This is a genomic window from Nostoc sp. NMS8, assembly GCF_017115045.1.
Classification (GTDB): domain Bacteria; phylum Cyanobacteriota; class Cyanobacteriia; order Cyanobacteriales; family Nostocaceae; genus Nostoc.
In genome coordinates this window covers 104,057-127,366 of sequence record NZ_JABXKK010000116.1, presented here as the reverse complement: position 1 = coordinate 127,366, position 23,310 = coordinate 104,057, and the positions used below count along the sequence as shown (strand labels likewise).

Genomic DNA, 23,310 nt, shown 5'->3' with positions numbered 1-23,310 from the left:
TCCCAAAGCTGCACGGGTTAACCATATAAATAGCGGTTAGCCCGCTTTTTTATCGGGACTGAGATTTATTTCTCAGTCCCGATTTTTATTTTTTTGGGACACATAACTTGAAGCCAGTTCAACTAGATATTCCCTAATTTCTTGAATCGTTTCGTTGAGGAACTTTTCCCATAGTATATGTGCAAATTTTTTTCGCAGTTCTGGTGGTATCGCTGGAAGGCGATCACATTTTATCCATTTGCAAGTGAGAATAGAGAGAAGTATTTGCAAGAGCTATGAGTACCCAAATCATCATTACCCTGCCAGACTATATTTATCAACGTGCAGAACACTTTGCCCGGTTGGCAAATCGTGATGTTGCCAGCATTTTAGTAGATACCATTTCAACTTTCAATTCCGCCTGTCAGTGGCGAGATTACCGATCTTGAGCCTGTCTCTATCTTTTCTGATAACAAGTCCTAGTGCTGACCGAACTGCAAATGGAACCAGAACAGGATGCCCAGTTGAGCGAACTGCTTGATCGCCAACAATCAAGTATTCTTAGTGAAGGCGATCGCTCAGAGTTACAAACCCTGATGCAGGCCTATCAAGAAGGACTTTTAAGAAAAGCCACTGCGTTAAGCGAAGCTGTCAAACGTAGGTTGATTGAACTCTTAAGCTAGTGATCCAGATTCCTGAACAAGTCCGGGCGCAGATACGGATACAGGCAAATCATCAGTGTGGTTATTGCCTTAAGATATGTCCCTACTTCTGATTTAAATGTTTGAGAATCAATGAGAAAACATCTGTCGCCTCAATTCGATTTTCATCAACTAGGTGAGTTTGATGGGTGATAAATAGAGGACCTTCATTGGGAGAGGTGGTAATAGTACCATGAGAGCCACACACCAGGGAAGCATCTAAAGGAATCACGTCCATGAGGTAGCGAAAACCTAGTTGTTTCTGAAGTAACTTGAGAGCAATTTTTCCTTGAGGAAATTTAATTTGCGGATCGAGGAAAAGTTCTACAGGATCGTAACCAGGTTTACGGTGGATATCTACAGTTCTAGCAAAATCAGGCGCTTTTGCATCATCTAGCCAATAATAATAGGTAAACCAAGCATCAGATTGTGCGATCGCTACTAACTCTCCCGATCTAGGATGAGCAAGATGGTAGGCTTGTTTACCTTCGTCATCCAATACTTGGGCTACGCCTTCGGTTGCTTCTAAAACCGATCGCACTTTCGAGATATATGCTGGATCGTTCACATATACATGAGCAATTTGGTGATCGGCAACAGCAAAGGCAATACTAGCACCAAAATCGAGTAGTTCTCGCCCCAATTCTTCTCGTACAGCAATTAAACCATTTTCCCGCAATACACGGTTCAAATCTACAGCTTTAGAAACTGGCGTAATGCCATATTCAGAAAGAATAATTACCTGAATATTACGTGCTTGATAATATTCAATTAGATCGCCACAAACAGCATCAATTTCTTGTAAATCTGCTTGAATCTGTGTTTGATTGTTACCAAATTTTTGCAGACAATAATCTAAATGTGGTAAATAAACTAGTGATAGTGTCGGGCTGTAACGTTCCTCAATCCATTTTGCAGAATTGGCAATCCATTGACTAGAACTAATGGAAGTTTTTGGCCCCCAGAAATCGAACATAGGGAAGTTTCCTAAATCAGATTGAATTTGCGATCGCACATTAGCCGGATGGGTATAAATATCAGGTAATTTTCTCCCATCGGCGGGATACATTGGGCGCGGCGTAATGGCATAATCTACAGAAGAATACATGTTATACCACCAAAAAAGGTTGGCACAAGTGAAGCTTGGATCGATTGATTTAGCGATTTCCCAAACTTTGGGAGCCTGCACTAGTTTATTAGATTGTCGCCAAAACTTCACTTCACATTCGTCGCGGAAGTACCAACCATTAGCGACAATCCCATGTTCATCAGGCAATTTTCCTGTTAAATAAGTAGCCTGAACAGAACAAGTTACAGCAGGTAACACTGTTGCGATCGAAACTAATTGCCCTTTTGCAGCCCAAGAAGATAAAAACGGTGTATTTTCTCCTATTAAGTTAGGTGTTAATCCTACGACATTTAGAATAACTGTTTTTTTCATAAACTTAGTTCCTTATTAATTTGCAGCGAGTTCTTTTAATACCCACTCATATTCACGCTGAATAGAAGTCAGCAAATCTATCTTCATTTCTGATGGCAATACATCCCAAGTGTAAGTCTCAATTTCTAAATGTGAGCAAGCATTATTTGTCTGAAGTAGATGCAAAACAGTAGCAATGTCATCTTGGGTAGATTGCAAAATTTGATAATCATGAATAAAAATTGGGACATGAAAGTGAGTACGCCATTCTTCAGCTAGAGATTGCTCTAAATGTGGTAATGCAGTTATTAAGTCAGGATAGTGATGGAGTGTACCATCGTTACGAAGTTCTATTACCTGGTGAAGATAGGTAGATTCTGCAAAAGGACGTAAACGTTCAACTATCAAACTACGCTTCTCAACATCAGCAGGTATTTTTACTTTAATTGCAGCGCTGATTTGAATCTTGCCAATCTTAATTCCTGCCGATTGCAAACGTGTAAATACAGACTTTGGCTGCTCATATTCTACTGAAAAATGACAGGTGTCATAGCAAATACGAACATGTTCTAGCAATTTAGTCTCTGCTAAACTCTGTTGAATATTTAGCTTTTCTGATAAATAGTTACCGCCGATTGGCAATAACCAATTTTGATAGAAATCAATTATTTCTGAAGTGTTTTCAATTAAACCATCAGGTTCAGGTTCTAAATCAATATGGAGTGTCTTTCCTGTGTCTTCGCAGATGCGAATCATTTCTACAACAACTAGTGCTATATTCAAACAACTCTTTTTCAAAACTATCTCGAAAGTTGCTTGGTCTTCTTCGCACCAAGGTTTATAAGATAATGGTAGTGTAGAAATTCCGCCGTCAAGTTCTTCTGGTAATAGAGTAGCTAAAATTTGTGCCAAGTTTAATGTATAGTTAACTCGTTCTTCGGTAGACCAATCTGGTAAATAAACTTGGTCTTTTACCACCTGTCGATGAAATCCCCCAAAAGGGAATCCGTTTAAAGTAAAAACATATAAATCTTGTTGAGTCAGCCAAGTTTGGAATTGAGCTAAGTTATTACTTTCTAAAAGTTCTTTTGCGGCGAGATCTGCTAACCTCAAGCCAATACCAAAAGGTTCTATAGGCGATAAACGCGACTTTAGTTCAGGAATATAGATTTTTAAATTAGCGAAAACTTCTAGCCAACTTTCACCAGGATGAATATTGCTGCAATAAGTTAAGTGAAAATTATTGTTTTTTGTAATTTTCATTTTTTAGCTCTATCCCTTGTATGTATAATCTGTTGTCTCTGGCTTAAACTATTTCACAAAATACTTGCTACATATTCATGGGTAGTGATTTAACAAGAAATGGGCGGTTAGAAACCGCGTCTATACAAACAAAACCCACGTTCGTGGGTTTCAAACCCTTAATTTGACTTTAGTTCGCTGAGATAGAATTTGCTAGTGTAGCCGCGTACTCCTGCGGAGAAGCAAGCTACACGCAGTGTGCCGCAGGCAATTATATTCGCCATGTCTTAACATCTGGATGTGTACATTCAACTTTAAGTGACAGCAAATAGTTGTGCTAATTTCATCGAAATTGGTAGTAATATTAGCACTAATAAACCGTAATATAAACCAGCAAAGCCAGATGCAACAGTTGCATCCAAAACTATTAGAGATAAAACACCTATTTTCACGGCATTTCTAATATTTTCGGCTATTGGTTCACGTGCAGCTTTGATAAAATTAGGCAAGATTCTGATAGCTAAGAAAACAGCGAATGGTAGTGCTGCGATCGCTGTATACTCTCCTAATAATCCTAAAGCTAAAACTGCTGTCAAAACTATTGCAATTAGCAGTAATGCTAATACTCCTGTAACTTTCTTGCCTCCGTGAACTTCACCCTGACTAATTGCGGTGATCGCAGCGATATAAAGAACAGGAATCAGCGCTAAATACCAACGTTCTCCGATGATTTCGGGTACAGCACTGACACCTAACAATAAGTTACTACCACGGCACAAACCCATATTTAAAGGGCCAAAAAAAGGATGATGTTTGGCGAGTGAGTTATAGAGGAGGCATGAAAGAGTGATAAAAATAGCGATCGCAGCACTCAACTGCGATACTTGAAAAGCAGCTATAATCCCGATGGCAAACAGTATACTTCCCAATAAAGTAGCATTTTGACGAGATACACGACCACTCGGAATTGCTCTATTTGGTCGCTCTTTTGCATCTAATTCTGCATCAAAAACATCATTAAAAACTATACCACCGCCGTATAAACCAGTTGTAGCTAATAACAACCAACCTAATGGAATTAGTACGGCAAAACTTACTTCTCCGTTAATTAATTTAGTAAAAATAACCCCAGAGCCAGAAGCAGCAAAGCCAACAAGAATATCCGCCCAAGCAGTAACAATATTAGCAGGACGCATCAATTCTAGATAACCCCGCCAGCCTTGAAAATTTAAGCTTGCAACATTCACTTATCTGCCTCCTTGTCTAGTAATTTTTCAAAACAAAACCGCATATTATAGATTAATCAGATAGGTATCTATAGCTGTTCCAAATAATTCATGAATTTTCTTCTCATACAATTTCTATCCTTGAAACAAAAATATTGGTGTCACCTATTTTTGGAATGATTTTACTGTTTTTGTAGGGTGGGCATCTTGAGCATCCTACAAGAATCTTAGCAACACCAAAATATTTATCCAAGACACTGCATGAGTTACATTGACAATGCAAAGATGCAAATCTCTTTTATGATGCCTAATGCCCAATTCCCAATACCCTTTTTCAATTTTCTACTCAATCAATACATAATCTGAAACTGATTTGATTCCTGGTTCCTGTCCCCGCAGCACAGAATTACCACTGAACATTTGACGCTGATCGACAGATTGGGGATTGAGCCAATCTGAAGCTTTCATCTGCCCAGTTTGACTGTAAGCAGCTAGGGCATTTTCATAACAAACTGCTCGGACATGTTCTTCAGGAATGCCCCTATCTAACATCAACTGAGCCGTTTTTGGGACTGCCAAAGGATCGCTAATACCCCAATCAGCACTACTATCTACAATGATGCGATCTCGTCCATACTTACGGACAACTTCTACCATTCTGGCGTTACCCATTTTCGTCTGTGGGTAAATCGTGAAAGCTGCCCAAAAACCGCGTCCTAATACTTCTTCAACGGTTTCTTCGTTGTTGTGATCGATAACTACTTGTGAAGGATCTAAGCCATATTCAATGCAGCGATCCATACTCCGACTAGCACCCGCCTTTTTATTGCGGTGAGGAGTATGAATTAGTACTAACATATCGAGTTCTTTAGCTAGTTCTAACTGTTGACAAAAGTACTTATCCTCTGCTTCTGTCATATCGTCATAGCCAATTTCGCCAATGGCAACTACTCCTTCTTTACATGCATAAAGTGGTAGCAGTTCCATAACTTCTGTTGCTAGTGCTTCATTGTTAGCTTCTTTCGGATTTAATCCGATTGTGCAGTAGTGCTGGATGCCAAACTGACTAGCACGAAATCGTTCCCAGCCCACAAGACTACTGAAGTAGTCTTTAAATGAGCCGGCGTTGGTTCGGGGTTGTCCTAACCAAAAGGCTGGCTCAATGACAGCGACAATACCATATTCCCGCATTACTAAGTAATCGTAAGTAGTACGGGAACACATGTGAATGTGAGGATCGATAAACATCATGGTTTTAATGATTGGGCATTGGGATTATGGGAGAGGTGACAGGTGATAGAGAATAATCTGTAACCTATTCCCTTTTATTTGTAAACAAAGAGGCATCGCGGCTAAAACTGCTCCAAGTCAGATTACCTTGTTGGATGGATAACTGTAAATCTGGGTAATGAGAAAGTAATGCTTGCGCTTGGGGTAAAGGAGACTCAGCACAAGCTAATGCTGCTGCTTTTTGCTCGTCTATAGCCCCATTAGCCAGTACTTTTTCTAAATCTGTAATGATTGCGCTATCGGCAAACCGCCCTACAGGTCGCCAAAGTTCTGGTGTAACTGAGCGTTTAGCTGCCCAGCGCTCATGGGCATAGTCTGCTAACATCTTCGCCAATTCTGGGTTAGCACGCCGATCTAGACCCCAAATTAGATGCAACGGACTGCCGACAAACACAGCCTTCAGCACCATTTGATTCCAAGCAGCATTATCTAAATAATTCGCAGGATAGGGATTGCGTAATGCTATGGCTTGAAATACATTACTCATATTGCTGCGAATTCCCTCAGCAGTACGGTGGCGATGTAATTCTGGATGTGGTAGTAATGGCAAACTTTGATAAAGAACAACTAACTCCCCCATATCGGCAGTGGAGAAGAATTGATCGAGCGATCGCAAATACCCCTGAGTATCATCGTGGGGCAAAGCTAAAAGTAAGAGTGTGCGACCTGCTTGATCTACACTCCAATGACCAGGATACCAACCGGGAATTACATCCTGTGCTGCTTCTAAGTCCTGGAATGTTAGCTGCAAATCCTCTTTACCGAGATAGCGCGGCACAGCACTAAAAGCCGTAAAAAACACTCGTTCCGCAGCACCACTAGCAATCTGTGCCTGCTTTTGTTCCAGCCAAGCAAAAGCTTTTTGTGAAACAGACTTTAACAGCCATTGATGCAGTAACTTGTTTACTTTACTCATGATAAATTCAGGAGAAGTTGTCCAACTTCTTTATGACAACTAAGTATAAAATCTACCACTAAACTTGATACTTTGGATTGAAGTAGTTAGCTCGTATTCTACTGAGATCATAAATTCACTGAATCTATAAAAATCTCCCGACTTTAAAGAAGATATTGTAAAGATATTATTTGAATTAGATGAATACTGAATTATCTTACGGAAAAAATTTAGAATTCTATGTAACAATGATCCCTATTGCATTGCCAACATCAGATACAATATAAAGCTCAGGTATTGATAAGAATTGTAATCTAATGCTATTTTGACTTTATCTACTAAGGTGAAAGCACTTCAAAAGTGTGATTTTTTAGTAGTTAAATTGATGTACTAAATCATTTAATTTAACTATTTAATGGATTTATTATGTCCATTTTGCCGTCAAGTCTAATTGTAGTAATGCCTTTATTTACAGTTATTTCAAACACAATAATATTCAAATGGCTATTCAACAAAAAACCGCTCTTAATCTGCAACCAATTAACCAATGTGTCCGCGTGACCTTCAATTATGATGTTCACTTCACTAAAGGTTTATTTCAGTTAGATAATCCTTTACTTGCACAAGTGATTGCCGCAGATGGGGAAACAACCCCAAAGCAAGTGCTAGCAGTGGTAGATGGAGGATTTTTACAGTATCAGGATGGGTTGCTAAAAAAATTATCAGCCTATGCCCAGCGTTATGAAGACGTGCTAACACTAAGCGGTGAACCGATAGTAGTGCCGGGTGGAGAAACAGTCAAGAACGATTCTAGATTTATAGAGCAAATTCATCAGCAGATTAATGCATCTGGATTGTGCCGTCACTCCTACGTATTAGCAATTGGAGGTGGAGCCGTCCTAGATATGGCAGGATACGCAGCAACAACGGCTCACCGAGGAATTCGACTGCTACGAGTACCAACAACAGTATTAGGGCAAAATGATTCGGGTGTAGGGGTAAAAAACGGAATCAATGCCTTCGGAAAGAAAAACTTTTTGGGTACATTCATGCCACCTTATGCTGTCTTGAATGACTTTGATTTTCTGACTAGCCTTGACGATCGAGATTGGCGATCGGGTATTGCAGAAGCGGTGAAAGTAGCGCTGATTAAAGATGCCGATTTCTTCGATTTCATTATGACTAATGCCGATAAATTGGCTAATCGAAACATGGACATAATGGAAATGCTAATCTATCGCTGTTCTCAGTTGCACTTAGAGCATATTGCTGGTAGCGGCGATCCTTTTGAAATGGGTTCATCGCGTCCTTTAGATTTTGGACACTGGGCTGCTCACAAACTAGAGCATTTAACTAATTACAGCCTACGTCATGGTGAAGCTGTAGCGATCGGTATTGCTTTAGATACGACCTATTCATATTTAATAGGGCAACTCTTGCAATCAGAGTGGCAAAGAGTTCTAACTACACTCAAAAAATTAGGCTTTACTTTGTACGCATCAGCACTAACAGAGCAATTAGATCAACTAGACCATCCGCATTGTATATTTAGGGGGCTTACTGAGTTCCGTGAACACTTGGGAGGACAATTAACAATTACCCTTATACAAGGAATCGGAGAGGGAATAGAAGTTAACCACGTGGATTTGTCTTTGTATAAAGATGCTATTTTGATGCTGCAAGATTGGGAACTTTTGCATTAATTCTCCCTTGGATGTAATCAGGAGAATGCCTAGCAATCAACGAAGCTAGTCGCCCGATACTTACATGAAAAAATTAGTCCGGTGCTTGTAAAGTTAAAGCCAATAAATGTTACGGATATTATGGCGATCGCGTCATCTACAAGCACCAAACTTTTTACATAATGCCTTCTAGCAAGAATAAGGAAGCTTAATAACTAGTTATTGAAAGAATTTTTGACTAGTAAAAAATCTTTAGCATTTTCTATATCTGGATCTATTTCATTATAAAGATTACGATCTTCAAAATAACTATATCCATTGATTGCTCTATATTCATCAATACCCAGTAATAGCGCTAGTTCATAAGCAGCTTCTTGTCCTAGAAACTCAATATCTCTATTTTTATTAGATATTAAGATATGAGAGATTGATTGTAAGAGGATGTTTTAAAAGTGGGTAGGTATTGTAAGAAAGCTCACAAGGCTTATGCTGAGATTTGTAGATAACAGCACCTTGTGAGTGAATGACTAAAGCATACCGTAGCAATTTGACATGGGAACAGTGGGAATTGATTGCAGGAGAGTTTCCATCAGAAAAAGTCAGTGGTCGTCCACGAACTGTAGCTTTATTTGCCGTGGTCAACGCGATTTTCTATGTGCTTTGTGAAGGATGTACATGGAGAGGTAACCCATGGGATTTCCCGCCTTGGCAAACTGTTTATGGTTACTTCTGGAGATGGAGCAAAGATGGTACATGGTTAAAGATTCACGACAAATTGTACCAGTGGGTTCGGGTTGCTGCTGGACGGGAACCCAGTCCATCGGAAGCCGCAGTTGATAGCCAATCAGTAGAAACAGCAACTATGATTTCCATTGATGTGGGCTATGACGCAGGTAAAAAGATACATGGACGCAAGCGTCATCTAAGCGTGGATCTCTTGGGGCTGGTTTTGCGGGTTTTGGTAACGTCTGCTAGTCTTCCAGAACGTGAAGGAGCCAAAAAAGTCCTCAACCGAGTTCACAATACAGGCAATCAGGTAAAACAATTAAATACCATTTGGATGGATGGAGGATACCGAGGCGAGGAATTTATGCGTTGGGTGATGGATATGTTTCGGTGGATTGTGGAAATTGTTCCTAGACCTTTAGAAAAGAAGGGTTTTGTGCATTTACCTAAGAGGATGTTTGAAAAGTCCTCTTATCAGTATCAAAAATTTTAGATCCCCCTAAATCCCCCTTAAAAAGGGGGACTTTGATTCCGGTTCCCCCCTTAAAAAGGGGGGTTAGGGGGGATCTAAAGTGCCTAAAGTCACAGCGAAACACTTTTCAAACAACCTCTAAACGCTGGGTTGTTGAACGAACTTTTGGCTGGCTTAATTGGTGTCGCCGTTTGAGTAAAGATTATGAACGCCTTCCTAAAACCTCAGAGACATTCATCTATATTGCCATGATTCGTATTATGGTCAGACGACTAGCATGATTTTTAACTAGTTTTGACTTTTAAAACATCCTCTAAGGTAGTACTTGGTAGACAGTATTTTAATAATTTATCTGGATCACCTTTAAATCTTTCTATTACAGCATCATTTACATAATCAAAACCAAATTCAGATGCTTCAGGATCGTCATAAAACTCATCTACTAATTTTCCTGTATCGTATACTAAATATATAAAATGTAAGCCAGAAAAAACTATAAAAGCGAATGCTACAGTTAAAAGACTGGCAGATAAATTTTGAGAAAACTTACTAATCTCAGTATATTTAAATTCATAATCAGACATCTGATCGTAAACCGTAATCCAACCATTTTTTGGAGGAGATACATAAGCCTTTGTTCTAGTTAGGTTTTTAACAACGTCTACGACATTCTCTACTGAACTAGAACGAATTTGATAGTTGACAAATTTCTCTCCCATATTTTTATACTAAATTAAAGTTATCGTGAGCTAAAAAAGTTATGATGTCCTCGCTTCCCGTCAACGACGCTCAAAATAATTTGCAACAGATCATTGACCAAGTTGCAGAGCAGGGTAAACCTGTGATCATTCGAGGCGATCGCGGTAATGCAATTCTGCTTGCGGAAAAAGATTGGTCTGCAATTCAGGAGACTCTTTACTTATTATCTGTCCCTGGAATGCGAGAATCTATAAAAGAAGGACTAGCAACCCCGATTCAAGAATGTGATGAGGAGTTGGATTGGTGAGTCAACAAGCTTCTGAGGAGCCACTTGCAAACCCCGAAGGAGCGAGTTGGAGGTTGATTTACACAAAACAAGCGCAAAAAGACGCGAAGAAATTAGCTTCTAGTAATTTAAAGGAAAAGGCCGAGGAATTACTCGCAGTCCTTGAAGAAAATCCTTTTCAAAATCCTCCACTTTATGAAAAGCTGGTTGGTGACTTATCAGGTGCTTATTCTCGTAGGATAAATATACAGCATCGGTTGGTATATGAGGTCATCGAATCCGAGCAAGTAGTCAAGATAATTCGCATGTGGACGCATTACGAGTAAGTTATCTCCTCAACCCACCTTGGTGTTCACAATGGAAACCTCGATGCTCCCAAGCTTGCATATCTACTTCAGTAAGTTTTGTCACATTTGAGCATTGCGGTTGAATAATTTGACTTAAAATCGCCCAAAATAAGCTACGTGTTACATCTAACGCAGTTTTAAGCCAAGATTCATTATTACCAGGGACGCCCAACTCCTGAACAATCTCTGACTCTACCCAAATACCATGAGCGCCCAAAAGAATCTGTGCGATCCATACGGCTCTGGGTAAATGACTCGGTGAGGTAATCAACATGACTTTATGCACTCCCCAACGCCGCAAAATTGGAATACCATAATAAAAATTTTCAAAGGTAGAATTCGCACACTTTTCTAACCAAACGTTTTGTAACCCTGCCATTTCAGCCTGGAAAATTAACCTTATACAAGGATCGGGGGAACCATGAGAAATTAAAATTGGGGTTTGTGGATATTGTCTTGCTTGTTGGGCAACATAAGTCTCTCGACGAATACTGCCACCAAGCACAAAGAAGGCATCTACTGGCTGCAAGGAAGCAAAAACTAAGGTTATAGTAGTAAAAATCAGCCAAACACCCAAGATAGCGTACAATCCGTTAGTTAGTTTTTGTAACAATTGCCACAAATTAGCTGATTTTTTTTTAATAGAAATTAATGATTTGATGGTAATTTTGCGTTTCATGACTTAGGTAAGAAAAGCTGATTTAATGGCTATATAACAGTGCTGCAATTCAGTGAGCAAAGTGCTATCTTATAAAAGTAATCGAGAATGCAAATATGACGCTAATCAAAGTGTCATAAGGTCAGTATGGCCTTCCGGAGAAGGCTAACAAACTGAGAAATGGTTGTTAATAACTAATGCGGTATTTTGGCATCATTTACCCATAAAAATGATGAAGGAGCATAGTTTATTTTGGGGTATAAAAACTTAAAAATTTCTGGAAAGCCTGATTGCTAAACTGTCAACAACACAATTATTCCAGCTAAGTATACATGAACCAATCTGCGAAAAGTTACTCACCGCTCCAAGTAGCCTTGATTGGTGGAGCGATCGCCACGACTGCTACGATGTCTGTATTCGGCCCTGCTTGGACTCGTGATGTCCGTGCTGCTCTAGCCCTACAAGACAGCCCAAAAGTGATAGTTGACCAAGTTTGGCAACTGGTAAATCATGAATATGTTGATGGTAAATTTAATCAGCAAGATTGGCAAGCAACCAGGCAAAGCCTGTTGAGCAAAGACTACTCTTCTCGCGAAGAAGCATACACTGCCATCCGCGAAGCTTTACAAAAGTTGGGAGATCCTTATACTCGATTCATGGACCCCCAACAGTTTGAAGCTCTGACTAGCCAAACATCAGGGGAAGTCTCTGGTATCGGCGTTCGGATGGAAGTGAACGAAAAAACTCAGCGGCTCACTGTTGTCGAAGCCATAGAAAATTCTCCGGCACTGAAAGCTGGGATCAAAGCAGGCGATGAAATTTTGGCAATTGACGGCAAATCCACTCTCAAAATGAAAGTGGATGATGCTTCTAAGCTAATCCGTGGTAAAGCGGGTAGTCCCATCAAGCTACGACTGGGACGGGCGGGCCAAAATGCCTTTGATTTGAAGCTGACAAGGGCAAGTATTGAAGTGCCAACGGTACGCTATACGCTCAAGCAAGAAGGAAATCGCCGCGTTGGCTATATCCGTTTGCGAGAATTTAGCGCCCACGCGGCAGACCAAATGCAACGAGCCATCCGCGATTTGAACACCAAGAAAGTTGATTCTTATGTCTTGGATTTGCGGGGAAATCCTGGCGGTTTGTTGCAAGCAAGCATTGAAATTGCGCGGATGTGGTATAACGACGGTGGAATTGTCAAGACAATAGACCGTGTGGGCGGCACTGAGGAAACTAAAGCCAATCGCACTGCTTTAACAAATCGTCCTTTGGCAGTCTTAGTAGATGGTAATTCAGCTAGTGCTAGCGAAATCCTCACAGGGGCGCTCAAGGATAATAAGCGGGCGGTAGTCGTTGGTGGTCAAACCTTTGGCAAAGCCTTAGTGCAGTCAGTTCATGAACTCGCAGATGGTTCCGGCTTGGCTGTCACCATTGCCCATTACTACACCCCGGCGGGAACGGATATTAACCATAAAGGGATTGCCCCAGATATCAAGCTAGACTTGACAGAGGCACAAGAGCGGCAGTTGGCTTCTAATCCAGATTTAATCGGAACGAAGAGCGATCCGCAATATGCCCGTGCGATCGCAATTCTATCAAATAACAACTTTGCCCAACCACCAGCAAATCAGCCCACTCGACCCATGAGCCGCGCCGATAACTTGAAATTTTAGTTTCAATCCCTCACTAATTCTGACTCTTTTTAATTGTTCCAGGATTTGGATCTGGGCATACTAGCTAGTAATCCCATCTCCCAAATCTCAGATTTATGAATCATCAGTCAGTTGATGCAGCCATCGCCACCAGCTTTTTACCAATGGTGTCGGTGGTTGTTCCTATTTATAACGGTGAGGCGGATTTACCAGAGTTAATCAATTGTCTATTATCTCAAACTTACCCAAAAGAACGGGTAGAGTACTTGTTGGTGGACAATAATAGTAGCGATCGCACTCTCACCATCCTCAAAATATCTGCCGAAAATTGCCCAATTACAATTCACCCATTGAGTGAAAATCAAATTCAAAGCTCTTATGCTGCTCGTAATACTGGGATTCGCGCCGCTACGGGTGAAATTATCGTTTTTACCGATGCAGATTGCCGTCCACAACCGCAATGGTTAGATGCGCTAATTCAACCTTTTGTCAATAAAAAAGTGGTAATTGTTGCTGGTGAAATTGTGGCACTACCAGGCACAGCACTGCTAGAAAGACACGCAGAACTTCAGGAAACTCTATCGCAAAAGCATACCTTGAACCATTCTTTTCGTCCCTATGGTCAAACGGCTAATTTGGCGATTCGACGTATAGCCTTAGAAAAAGCGGGTTTATTTCGTCCTTATCTTACTACTGGTGGCGATGCCGATATTTGCTGGCGGATTTTGGGGGAAAACATCGGGCGTTTGGAATTTGCTCCCGATGCGATCGTTCAGCACCGCCACCGCGCTACACTTCAAGAACTGCAAAGTCAATGGCGGCGCTATGGACGCTCAAATCGCTATCTGCACGAACTGCACGGTGTAGATTTGATGCGAGAGATGACACCCAAAGAATACGGCTATCGTTTGACACGTTGGTTATTGAAAGAAATACCAAGAGATATTAAAAAGGCGTTGGCGCAGCCTAACCGAGGAATTGCAAGTCAAGCCACCCTTGTAAATATATTAAATACTCCCATTGGTTTGTTCACAGCTAGAGCGCGTACTGCTGGGCAAAGAGATGCCAAGCTACCAGATAATGCCAAGATAATTGATCGACTGTAACAATATTACTAGTCTGTCAAGCGAACAATGCTTGGTAAGGGCGGCGAATAGGGAAAGGTTTTTTCGGCGTTGGGCGTTACTGATTAGATATAGGATCGGCCACTGTTAGAGCGATCGCTATACCTCCTAACACAATGGCGATCTCAAATAGTTCCCGCGCGGTGCTGCACCATCAGCAACAGGGATTAGTCTCCAATCCCCGATTAAAATACAGGGATGATTGTGTCTTTAAAGGTGGTGTTAATAAAATCTCTAACTTTGGGATTGATAAACAGTTGATTGAGCTTTTGGATGTTGGGGTCATTTTCTTTTGAGTGCAAAGTTACCAAACCTGTTGCATATTTTTTATCGTTAGTTGGGGCTTGCAGGATGGGTGCTAGGTCTAACTTTGCCAGCTTCAGCAAGGTTGCGTATGTTACTCCTAAATCTACATCATCCAGCGCTCTGACAACGGCAGGCCCCTCTACTTCCTTGATTTGTAGTTTTTTAGGATGTTCGATCGCATCTCTAATAGTGAACAAGCCACTGGAATTCTCTTTCAAATTGATTAAGCCATTATCTCTGAGTAATTTTAAACCGCGATCGCGGTTAATTGGATCGCTGTGAACTACAGCTGTTGCACCCACAGGAACCTCATTGACTGATTTTATTTTTAGCTTTTTCGAGTAGAGTCCAAATACACTGATATAACTGCGATTGAGTATCACCAGATCCAAATTGAGGTTCTTAGCAGCATCCTGCATATAGGCTTGATGCTGGAAAAAGTTAGCATCAATTTCTCCACTCTGAAGTGCGTTGTTGATTTGCACCCAATCGCTAATCTTCACAATTTGAATCTCTAAGTTTTGGTTCGGGGCAAGATTTTTTTGAATAAACTTCAAAATATCTTCGGGAACAACACTTGCAACCCCGATTTTGACTCTATTAACTTGTTGAGATGGCTGGTTTTGAGTAGATTTGGATGAACAACTGGCAATGAGAGTAGATGCGATCGTCGATCCGGTTGTGAGAAGAAAATAGCGGCGTTTTATCCCTGTTGAAACTTTGTGTGTGACGCTCATCTCAATTATCTTGTAGTTTAGAATGAAGGCACGACAGTACCCTTATAGTTGGTGTTGATAAAATCTTTTAATTTCGGATCTATAAGCAATTTATTGAGTTTTTGGATGTTGGGGTCATTTGCTTTGTCGGGCAAAATTGCCAAGCCTGTGGCATATTTTTTGTCGGCAATCCCAATATCATCTAACGCAATGGGGGTAAGATTTATCTTGGCTTGGAGAAGGAAGGATGAATATGCCACAGCTAAATCGAGATCGTCCAACGCTCTAGCAAGGGCGTAATTGTCTAATTCCTTGATTTTGAGATTTTTCGGATGGGCAATTATATCTTGCACGGTGAAATACTCACCTGACTTTTCTTTCAAGTTGATTAAACCAAGGTGTTTCAGAAATTTTAAAGCGCGATCCTGATTACTATCATCATTAGAAATACCAACTGTCGCTCCTACCGGAATTTCACCAACCGTTTTTATTTTTAACCGTTTTGAGTAGAGTGCAAATACAGTAGTATAGCTGCGATTGAGCATAGTAAAATCCGCATTCAGTCTTTTAGCGGCTTGTTTCATAAACAGTTCATGCTGGAAAAGATTAGCATCAATTTCCCGATTTTTCAGGGCATCATTAATCTTTACCGAATCACCAATTGTCACAATTTGGAACTCTAAGCCTTGACTAGGAGCGAGTTCTTTTTGAATGAATTTTAAAACATCTTCAGTGACAGTATTTCGAGAGCCGACTTTCAGTAGTGATGTTTTAGCTGACTGAGTAGTTGACTGGCTGACTAATTGACTAGTTGGTGAATTTTGCTTGGGTGTGCAACTGGCGAAAAGAATCGATGCGATCGCTGACCCTGTTGTGACGAGAAAATAGCGGCGCTTTATCCCTGTTGAACTATTTACTTTGTGTTTTACACTCATTTGATCATCTCCTCATTTAGAATACAGGTCAATCGTGCCTTTGTAGATGGCGTTTATCAATCCCTCACCTTGGGATTGATAAACCAATACAGTTCAGATAGAGCAAAAAAACCCTGATGTAGAGACGCGATTTATCGCGTCTTGAAAGACCACTCATCTACACCAATACCCCTTATACCAATTCTTTATGAAGCTGCATAGAATTCGATCCCCCCTAGCCCACGCCAGTCGCTCATGGGGGAAACCCCCAAGACCGCGCTGGCTCCCCTTTTTAAGGGGGGAACTGGAAAAACGTCTATCAAAGTCCCTCTTTTTAAAGGGGATTTAGGGGGATCAAGATATCTGCAACTTCACATTAAATTGGTATTAACCCAAGCGTATTGATTAATAAACAAACATTACTAATTATTCACACTAACGAGTTTGGGTAGTTGAGCAACTGGAACATCAAGCACGTATGAGAGAATTTCTTGCCGCCATGCGTCATAAATTATTGGCAGTTCTTTCACTTCTCCAATACCAAGGGCAACTTGATTTATTTTCCAGTAGTTTTTCAGATAGGCATTGCGTCGTCGCTGACCTTCATTGTCTAATTCAATAATCTGTTCAATCAGTTCAGATTTTTGAAATGGGGAAATATTGCCGTAGTTGTTACGCCACCAATCAATCACACCAATCCGGTGTTCCGTCTCGTCTGGAAGAATTCTCTCAGCGACAAATTTACTAGTTTCTGGGTCATTAATTTTGGTTAAACGCCGATTAATTAGTAGGGTTGCAACAATGTGGAGTTCGTAATGAAACTCGTAAGCGAGAAACCCTAACAAGCTGCGAGTAGACAAATCTCCGATGAAACTCCAGTGTTCCTTTACCTGGCGTTTAATTTCATTAATTGGATCGTATCCCAAGATTGTTTGGACGCGATCGCGGCTATATTGAGCGTGTGCCCCATCATCTCCTAACTGTCGGCTTAAAAACAGTTGCAAGTTTAGGTCATCTGGAATTAAGTTAGCGATCGCATAGGCAGAAACTTGAACAATATAAGAATCATGCGCCGCTCCAGCAATGAGATACTGAGCAAAGTTTTCCAGTTCTTCTTTTGAGGCTATAGGGCGTGGTTCCTCAACAGGGGTGGCTGGAATATGGGGAGCAAGTCTAGCGAACAATTTGTTGGCGACTTCAGTTTCAAAATCACGATAGCCTGGACGTGCTATAGCTAGAGTCATATATAAACCTCAATGCAAAATTTACTGATTATTCTTGTAGAGACGGCGATTTATCGCGTCTCTTGCCTTAACCGAACACCGGAACAGCCTCACGTTTTTGGCGAGCATATCGGCTCTCTGGCCTTTCCAATCCATAGTGTTCTCGGAGCGTGCGGCCAGTATACTCAGTGCGGAAAATACCCCGACGGCGCAACTCTGGCACAACAAAATCAACGAATGTTTCCAACCCTGAGGCGATTACGTCTGGAACGACATTGAACCCACCGACTGCACCCGATAAAAACCATTCCTCGATGGAATCTGCCACCTGTTCCGGCGTTCCAACAATAATTCGGTGCATCGTACCACCACCGCCTAGCGCTTTAATCAACTCGCGCACAGTTAGATTGCCACGCCTAGCAACATCAACTGCAACTTTGAACATAGTTTGATTCCCATCTACTGGCAATGGCAAATTCTCAGGCAAACCCTTGTCCAACTGCAAAACCTCAGGCTCGACCTGAAGTATATTAGCTAACCTACCAAGCCCGTATTCAATTGGTACTAGTTCCCAAAGTTCTTGTTCGCGGCGCTTTGCTTCCGCTTCCGTACTGGCAATAACGGTGACAAGACCTGGTAGGATGACAATTGAATTTGGCGATCGCTTAAATTTCCTAGCGCGGTCACGCAAATCGTTGGCATAAGCAATTGCCTGTGGTAGCGATTGAGCAGATGTAAAGACCACTTCTGCATATTTCGCTGCCAAGTCTCGGCCATCATCAGAGCCGCCAGCTTGTACCAAAACTGGCCGACCCTGTGGCGATCGCGGCACATTCAACGGCCCTTGTACAGAAAAATACTTACCCTGGTGATTGATTTTATGTACGCGAGAGGTATCGATAAAACGCGCAGAAGCTTTATCACCAATGAATGCGTCGTCCTCCCAACTATCCCAAAGGGCTTGTACCACCTCAGTAAATTCCCCGGCTCTTTCATAGCGTGAGCCATGTGAAACTACATCGGTTTGGCTAAAGTTCTGAGCGGCTTCAACATTAGCCGTTGTGACTACATTCCAGCCGACGCGGCCGCCACTGGCATGATCTAACGACGCAAAGCGACGGGCAATATTATAGGGTTCATTATATGTAGTAGATGCTGTGGCAATCAAGCCAATGCGTTCGGTAGCTGCGGCCACTGTCGCCAGAGCGATCGTTGGCTCTAGCGATTGAAATGGTCGATATTCAGGATGATCGCTAAGAGCAGGATGATCGGCGAGGAAAACTGCATCGAAAGTTCCGCGCTCACACAGCTTGGCTGTACGCACATAATATTGAACATCCGCATTAAAAGCACCCGGATCGCTATCAGGCCAACGCCAAGCCGAGCTATAGTTGCCAGCATTATTAAAAAGTAAATTCAGGTGTAATTGAGGACGATTAGTCATTACCTTGATTCCCATTACGAATTACGAATTAGCCAGTCGTTACCGAATTGAACTTCCGGCTCAACTCAACACCGACATCAATTTTTTTAGTGATATCTCCCGATTCCAGCAAGATATCGGCAATACGTTGTTGACGCTTCACAAGCTGATCATCAATAGGAACGAATGCTGCTGAACTTACTGAAGCGAAGTATTTTGCTCGTTTGGGTGTCTGCTTGCGTTTCTCGACGTAAATCTTTTCCACAACATCAAGGTTTTTGGCAAACCAAGACCAGTGAGTGCGTAATCGGGTTAAAAATTCAGCCAGTGCTTTGCTCTTATCAGCATCGCCAATCACATCGTTGCGCGCCGCGAAAGCAGTAGCCCCTAAAATTCCGAGGTCTTCTCCATATACTAAAACACGGGATTTACCGCTATCAACATCTTCCTTGATCGCGCCCAAACTCCCTGAATACACATCAGCACGGCCTGATGTGAAGGCCGCCGCGGCCGCCGAGCCGTCAACAAGCATCACAGGTTCGATATCAGTAGGCTTCAACCCTGCTTTGCTCCGCGACAAAACGTATGTTAAATAATTTAATCCCCCAAAATTGGAAGCCCATTTCTTGCCACGCAAATCTGCGAGTGTCTTAATATTGGCGCTGGTACGCACGGCTGTGACATACGTCCGAAATGATGGATCGGGGTTCTTCCACAAAGCCACGATCTGGAGAGGGATATTCGCCTCCGTCCATTCGGTTTTTGCCCGGCCTTGCTCAATGATTAATGAAGTGTCACCCAACAAACCGACATCAATGGCTTTAGAATAGAGTGCCGAAAGTTGCGCGGCAGGGCCAGGAATAATTGCCCATTGCAAATCGAATGGTAATCCATCCAGCACCCCAGATGCGATTACGGTTTCTTGTAAGGCGTTATCTTGTAAACCGACAATCAGCTTGAGTCGGTCTGAGCTAGAACTCACAGGTTTGGCTGTGACTGAAGCTTTATCACTTTCGCTTTTGGAAAGATCGCGGCAGCTAGCAAGTACTCCAACAGTAAATGCTCCCAGAGATATAAGAGTGCGCCGTCTGTTAAATCTCATCAGTGGTCTCCAGTTCAACACTCCACAAGTTTGGCTGTACGTACATAATTAGGTGTAGTTGTAAATGATTGGTCAAATTAAAAGCTTGTGTAACCTCGTTCCCAGCCTCCAGCCTGGGAATGTATTTCCAGAGGCTCTGCCTCCAGTCAAGAAAGAGAAGGCGGAGCCTCCCAGAATGGTTTCCCAGCCTCTAGGCTGGGAACCAGTTAATTAGTAATTATTTGCTCATGCAGATGGTACTGTTGCCGAGTTGAACTTCCGGGTGTTATGAACGCTGACATCGATTTTTTTAGAAATCTCTCCCGCTTGAAACAATCTATCGGCAAGATTTTGGTTACGCTTGAGCAAATCATCATTAACGGGAAAAAATGCGGCAAAGCCTTGAGGAGCGAAATATTTTGCTAACTTGGGCTTTTGCTTGCGTTTCTCGATATAAATCTTTTCGACGACATCGAGATTTTTGGCATACCAGTCGTAGTGCTTGCGAACTCGCTCGAAGAACTCAGCCAATGCCTTGCTCTTATCTGGATCGCGAATGACATCTGTGCGGGCTGTGAAAGCACCACCAGCGAACATTCCTAGATCCTCTGCGTGAAGCAAAATCCGCGCTTCACCACTATCTAGGGCTTCCTTAATCGTGCCGACGCTTCCTGAAAACACATCAGCACGACCTGCTTTAAATGCAGAACCAGCAGCAGCTCCGTCAATGAGTTGTATATAGTTGATATCTGTCACTTTCAGCCCCGCTTCGATTCGTGACAAAACGTACATGAAATAATTGATCCCACCAAAATTTGAGACCCATTTTTTACCCCGGAGATCCGCCAATGTCTTGATATTGGCACTGTTGCGTACAGCAGTGATGGTGGATCGGTATGCTGGATCGGGGTTCTTCCGATAAGCCACGTTCTGGATAGGGGCGGTTTCCTCTGTCCATTCAAATTTTGCATTACCTTGTTCTACAATCAGCGTACTGTCACCCACCAAACCGACATCGATCGCTTTGGAATAGAGTGCAGCTAACTGGGCAGCAGGCCCCGGAATCACTGCCCATTGCAGATCGAAGGGCAATCCTTCTAGCACTCCAGAGGCCGCGACAGTTTCTTGTAAGGCGTTATCCTGTTGTCCGACAATCAGCTTGACTCGCCCAGTGCTAGAACTCACAGGTCTAGCTGTGACTGAAGTTTTGCCACTTTCGCTTTTGGAAGGATCGCGGCAGCTGGCGATCGCTCCCGCAGTCAGTACGCCAAGGGATACGAGAACTTTACGTCGGCGAATCATGATTGCCTCCAGTTCGACACAACTGTATTTTCGATGATGTGGTTTGGTAATACGCCGAGTTCTGCCAGGAGGCGAACGCGGAGAGCTACAAAAGCCGGATCGGCGCGATCGCGGGGTTTGTCCACATTGACTGTTAAATCAAGGCCGACTGAGCCGTTTGCCAGTACCAGAATGCGATCGGCAAGTAGGATTGCTTCGTCAACATCGTGGGTGACGAGAACGACAGCAGGATGGTGGCGTTCCCAGAGTTGAGCGACTAGTTCGTACATTTTGATCCGAGTCAGGGCATCAAGGCTAGCGAATGGCTCGTCGAGAAGTAGCAGACTCGGCTCTCTTACCAAGGCTCTAGCCAGGGCCACACGTTGAGCTTCCCCACCGGAGAGGGTTTTAGGCCAAGCATCAACATGGTTGCGAAGTCCGACTTCCTCCAAAGCTTGCACTGCATCTCGGCGTGCGCCACGTCCTTTGTGTCCCAATACCACATTTTCCCAAACTCGTTTGGCAAGAATGAGCCGTGGCTCTTGGAAAACAACTGCGCGGTTTGCCGCGACTCGAACTGACCCGCCATCGCTTCTGTCAAGTCCCGATAACAGACGCAGCAGTGTAGTTTTACCAGTACCGGAGGTGCCAAGCACTGCAACAAATTCTGCGGGACGGATTGTCAGATGAATACCGTCGAGAACAACCCGTTTGCCAAAGATGCGGCGGACGTTGGTGAGTTCAACCGCGTGGGACGAGCTAATTTGGGTTGGTGTGTAAATGTGATTAACTAAGGACAATGTTAGGCCTCCAAGGTAGAGCTAGCCGTTCAATTAGACGCATCACAACATCATTGGTAATGCCAAGCACTGCATAGACGATGATGCCTGCAATGATGATGTCGGCTCGCTGGTTAGCGTTGGCATTGTTGAGGATATAGCCGATGCCCGATCGCGCATTGATTTGCTCGGCTACAACTAGCGCCAGTAAGGAGGTTCCGGCGGAGAAGCGTAGACCAACCAAAATGGAAGGTAATGCGGTCGGGAGGATTACATGGCGCACTGTCTCCTGGCGCGAGAGTCCGAAGACGGTAGCAGCTTCTAAGAGTTTGGGATCAACACCGCGAACACCTGCGTAGGTATTTAAATAAATCGGAAAGATAGTGGCAACAGTAATCACAATAATCTTGGCTGTCTCATCGATGCCAAACCAAGTGATGAATAGTGGAACGAGGGCAATAAATGGAATCGTCCGCAACATCTGGAGTGGGGCATCAAAGATTTCTTCACCAATCCGCCAAAGTCCAGCAAATAGCCCCAGCCCCAGACCAATCGTGCCGCCGATGGCTAGACCGGTTAAGGAACGCGATAAGGAAGTTGGTAGTGCTTCTTGGAGGTCGCCGAGTCTGATTAACTCTGCAAATGCCGCTAAAATATCCGTCGGAGACGGGAGAATCTGCGGTGGGACGATGCCAAATACCGAAACCATCTGCCAGAGGATGATAATCAATGCTGGGCTGGCTACTCTCAGCAGCCGACCACGCCAAAGATCCCAGACCTCATGCCAGGGCGATCGCTTGCTTCTGGCGCTGAGATCGACAAGCACTAGTGGTTGATCGAATAGTTCTACGTCTGGTTGAACCCCGCTTGAATCGAAAGCACTCACGATAAAAACCTGAATTTTATTTATGCTGAATTAAGATAATCTGATACGGAATAAAGATGATTTCCAAAAAAAGATTTTCCTACTTTGGCGAGATCGGTGCTTTCGCCTTGAGATCCAGATAAATCTTAATCTACTAAAAATCTATCGGATTGTCGTAGATTGATAATCCCAAATTTTGTACAAGTTGTCAATTTGTTTTAATGTCTTTTTGCAACAAAGATTCAAGGTTGAAAGCAGAGATGTTGGAGCGATAACTTTTCTACGAGACGCTGTGCGAAGGTTAAGTTGCGTTAACGCATTTA

Annotated in this window: 24 protein-coding genes; 9 read left to right on the top strand and 15 right to left on the bottom strand. The window is 42.6% G+C overall.

From position 1 onward, the window contains the following. Positions 1 to 275: 275 nt before the first annotated feature. Entirely contained in the window at positions 276 to 428 is a 153-nt protein-coding gene (locus HWQ39_RS31530; protein ID WP_292853887.1) for a hypothetical protein, read from the top strand. Between the two features lie 33 nt (positions 429 to 461). After that, a complete protein-coding gene (locus HWQ39_RS31525) occupies positions 462 to 662 on the top strand; it encodes a hypothetical protein (RefSeq protein WP_292853886.1) in 201 nt (66 codons plus the stop codon). Between the two features lie 82 nt (positions 663 to 744). On the opposite strand, the gene HWQ39_RS31520 is transcribed toward HWQ39_RS31525, so the two are convergent. The 5 genes from HWQ39_RS31520 to HWQ39_RS31500 form a co-directional block, all read right to left on the bottom strand. Beyond that, positions 745 to 2,121: an alkaline phosphatase family protein gene (locus HWQ39_RS31520; RefSeq protein WP_292853885.1), complete on the bottom strand. Its 1,377-nt coding sequence runs from the start codon at positions 2,119 to 2,121 to the stop codon at positions 745 to 747. Positions 2,122 to 2,136: 15 nt separating this feature from the next. Next, positions 2,137 to 3,363 (bottom strand): metabolite traffic protein EboE, encoded by a 1,227-nt coding sequence (gene eboE / locus HWQ39_RS31515; RefSeq protein ID WP_292853884.1) that lies wholly within the window; start codon positions 3,361 to 3,363, stop codon positions 2,137 to 2,139. 293 nt (positions 3,364 to 3,656) lie between these two features. Continuing rightward, positions 3,657 to 4,589, bottom strand: coding sequence for a UbiA-like protein EboC (eboC, locus tag HWQ39_RS31510; RefSeq protein ID WP_366932316.1), 933 nt, complete (start codon positions 4,587 to 4,589; stop codon positions 3,657 to 3,659). A gap of 321 nt (positions 4,590 to 4,910) precedes the next feature. Further along, entirely contained in the window at positions 4,911 to 5,792 is an 882-nt protein-coding gene (locus tag HWQ39_RS31505) for a TatD family hydrolase (protein WP_292853883.1), read from the bottom strand. Positions 5,793 to 5,883: 91 nt separating this feature from the next. Beyond that, complete coding sequence (locus HWQ39_RS31500; protein ID WP_292853882.1) at positions 5,884 to 6,774, bottom strand: EboA family metabolite traffic protein; 891 nt, start codon at positions 6,772 to 6,774, stop codon at positions 5,884 to 5,886. A gap of 479 nt (positions 6,775 to 7,253) precedes the next feature. Here HWQ39_RS31500 and HWQ39_RS31495 point away from each other — a divergent pair, with 479 nt between their 5' ends. The 3 genes from HWQ39_RS31495 (at position 7,254) to HWQ39_RS31485 (ending at position 9,914) form a co-directional block, all read left to right on the top strand. Beyond that, entirely contained in the window at positions 7,254 to 8,456 is a 1,203-nt protein-coding gene (locus HWQ39_RS31495; protein ID WP_292853881.1) for a 3-dehydroquinate synthase, read from the top strand. A 502-nt stretch (positions 8,457 to 8,958) separates the two neighbouring features. Then, complete coding sequence (locus HWQ39_RS31490) at positions 8,959 to 9,654, top strand: IS5 family transposase (RefSeq protein WP_292853880.1); 696 nt, start codon at positions 8,959 to 8,961, stop codon at positions 9,652 to 9,654. 32 nt (positions 9,655 to 9,686) lie between these two features. Further along, on the top strand, positions 9,687 to 9,914 hold the full coding sequence (locus tag HWQ39_RS31485) for a transposase (protein WP_292853879.1): 228 nt from the start codon (positions 9,687 to 9,689) through the stop codon (positions 9,912 to 9,914). Between the two features lie 3 nt (positions 9,915 to 9,917). Here the strand turns inward: HWQ39_RS31485 and HWQ39_RS31480 are convergent, their stop codons facing one another. After that, a complete protein-coding gene (locus tag HWQ39_RS31480; protein ID WP_292853878.1) occupies positions 9,918 to 10,352 on the bottom strand; it encodes a hypothetical protein in 435 nt (144 codons plus the stop codon). Positions 10,353 to 10,396: 44 nt separating this feature from the next. On the opposite strand from HWQ39_RS31480, the gene HWQ39_RS31475 reads away from it, so the two are divergent. Then, positions 10,397 to 10,639 carry a type II toxin-antitoxin system Phd/YefM family antitoxin gene (locus tag HWQ39_RS31475; protein WP_292854022.1) on the top strand — a complete coding sequence of 81 codons (243 nt, stop codon included), beginning with the start codon at positions 10,397 to 10,399 and terminating at the stop codon, positions 10,637 to 10,639. Further along, entirely contained in the window at positions 10,636 to 10,944 is a 309-nt protein-coding gene (locus tag HWQ39_RS31470; protein ID WP_292853877.1) for a Txe/YoeB family addiction module toxin, read from the top strand. Before HWQ39_RS31475 ends, HWQ39_RS31470 begins: the two co-directional genes overlap by 4 nt. A gap of 1 nt (position 10,945) precedes the next feature. Here the strand turns inward: HWQ39_RS31470 and HWQ39_RS31465 are convergent, their stop codons facing one another. Continuing rightward, entirely contained in the window at positions 10,946 to 11,644 is a 699-nt protein-coding gene (locus tag HWQ39_RS31465) for a YdcF family protein (RefSeq protein ID WP_292853876.1), read from the bottom strand. A gap of 311 nt (positions 11,645 to 11,955) precedes the next feature. Here HWQ39_RS31465 and ctpB point away from each other — a divergent pair, with 311 nt between their 5' ends. Both ctpB and HWQ39_RS31455 read left to right on the top strand, forming a co-directional pair. After that, positions 11,956 to 13,296: a carboxyl-terminal processing protease CtpB gene (gene ctpB / locus HWQ39_RS31460; protein ID WP_292853875.1), complete on the top strand. Its 1,341-nt coding sequence runs from the start codon at positions 11,956 to 11,958 to the stop codon at positions 13,294 to 13,296. Between the two features lie 95 nt (positions 13,297 to 13,391). Then, the gene (locus HWQ39_RS31455; RefSeq protein WP_292853874.1) at positions 13,392 to 14,381 is read left to right on the top strand and encodes a glycosyltransferase; all 990 of its coding nucleotides are present in this window, start codon (positions 13,392 to 13,394) and stop codon (positions 14,379 to 14,381) included. Between the two features lie 203 nt (positions 14,382 to 14,584). Here HWQ39_RS31455 and HWQ39_RS31450 read toward each other — a convergent pair whose 3' ends face one another. The 8 genes from HWQ39_RS31450 to HWQ39_RS31415 all read right to left on the bottom strand — a co-directional run bounded on the left by HWQ39_RS31450 (position 14,585) and on the right by HWQ39_RS31415 (position 23,008). Then, positions 14,585 to 15,442, bottom strand: a complete 858-nt coding sequence (locus HWQ39_RS31450; RefSeq protein ID WP_292853873.1) for a MetQ/NlpA family ABC transporter substrate-binding protein — start codon at positions 15,440 to 15,442, stop codon at positions 14,585 to 14,587. 17 nt (positions 15,443 to 15,459) lie between these two features. Further along, positions 15,460 to 16,356, bottom strand: coding sequence for a MetQ/NlpA family ABC transporter substrate-binding protein (locus tag HWQ39_RS31445; RefSeq protein ID WP_292853872.1), 897 nt, complete (start codon positions 16,354 to 16,356; stop codon positions 15,460 to 15,462). 401 nt (positions 16,357 to 16,757) lie between these two features. Further along, a complete protein-coding gene (locus HWQ39_RS31440; RefSeq protein WP_292853871.1) occupies positions 16,758 to 17,579 on the bottom strand; it encodes a hypothetical protein in 822 nt (273 codons plus the stop codon). Positions 17,580 to 17,646: 67 nt separating this feature from the next. Then, positions 17,647 to 19,002, bottom strand: coding sequence for an LLM class flavin-dependent oxidoreductase (locus HWQ39_RS31435; protein ID WP_292853870.1), 1,356 nt, complete (start codon positions 19,000 to 19,002; stop codon positions 17,647 to 17,649). A 28-nt stretch (positions 19,003 to 19,030) separates the two neighbouring features. Then, positions 19,031 to 20,083 carry a PhnD/SsuA/transferrin family substrate-binding protein gene (locus tag HWQ39_RS31430; RefSeq protein WP_292853869.1) on the bottom strand — a complete coding sequence of 351 codons (1,053 nt, stop codon included), beginning with the start codon at positions 20,081 to 20,083 and terminating at the stop codon, positions 19,031 to 19,033. 225 nt (positions 20,084 to 20,308) lie between these two features. Continuing rightward, positions 20,309 to 21,364, bottom strand: coding sequence for a hypothetical protein (locus HWQ39_RS31425; protein ID WP_292853868.1), 1,056 nt, complete (start codon positions 21,362 to 21,364; stop codon positions 20,309 to 20,311). After that, entirely contained in the window at positions 21,361 to 22,143 is a 783-nt protein-coding gene (locus tag HWQ39_RS31420) for an ABC transporter ATP-binding protein (protein WP_292853867.1), read from the bottom strand. Before HWQ39_RS31420 ends, HWQ39_RS31425 begins: the two co-directional genes overlap by 4 nt. Beyond that, complete coding sequence (locus HWQ39_RS31415) at positions 22,130 to 23,008, bottom strand: ABC transporter permease (RefSeq protein ID WP_292853866.1); 879 nt, start codon at positions 23,006 to 23,008, stop codon at positions 22,130 to 22,132. The genes HWQ39_RS31420 and HWQ39_RS31415 overlap by 14 nt, the downstream gene beginning before the upstream one ends. Between the last annotated feature and the right edge of the window lie 302 nt (positions 23,009 to 23,310).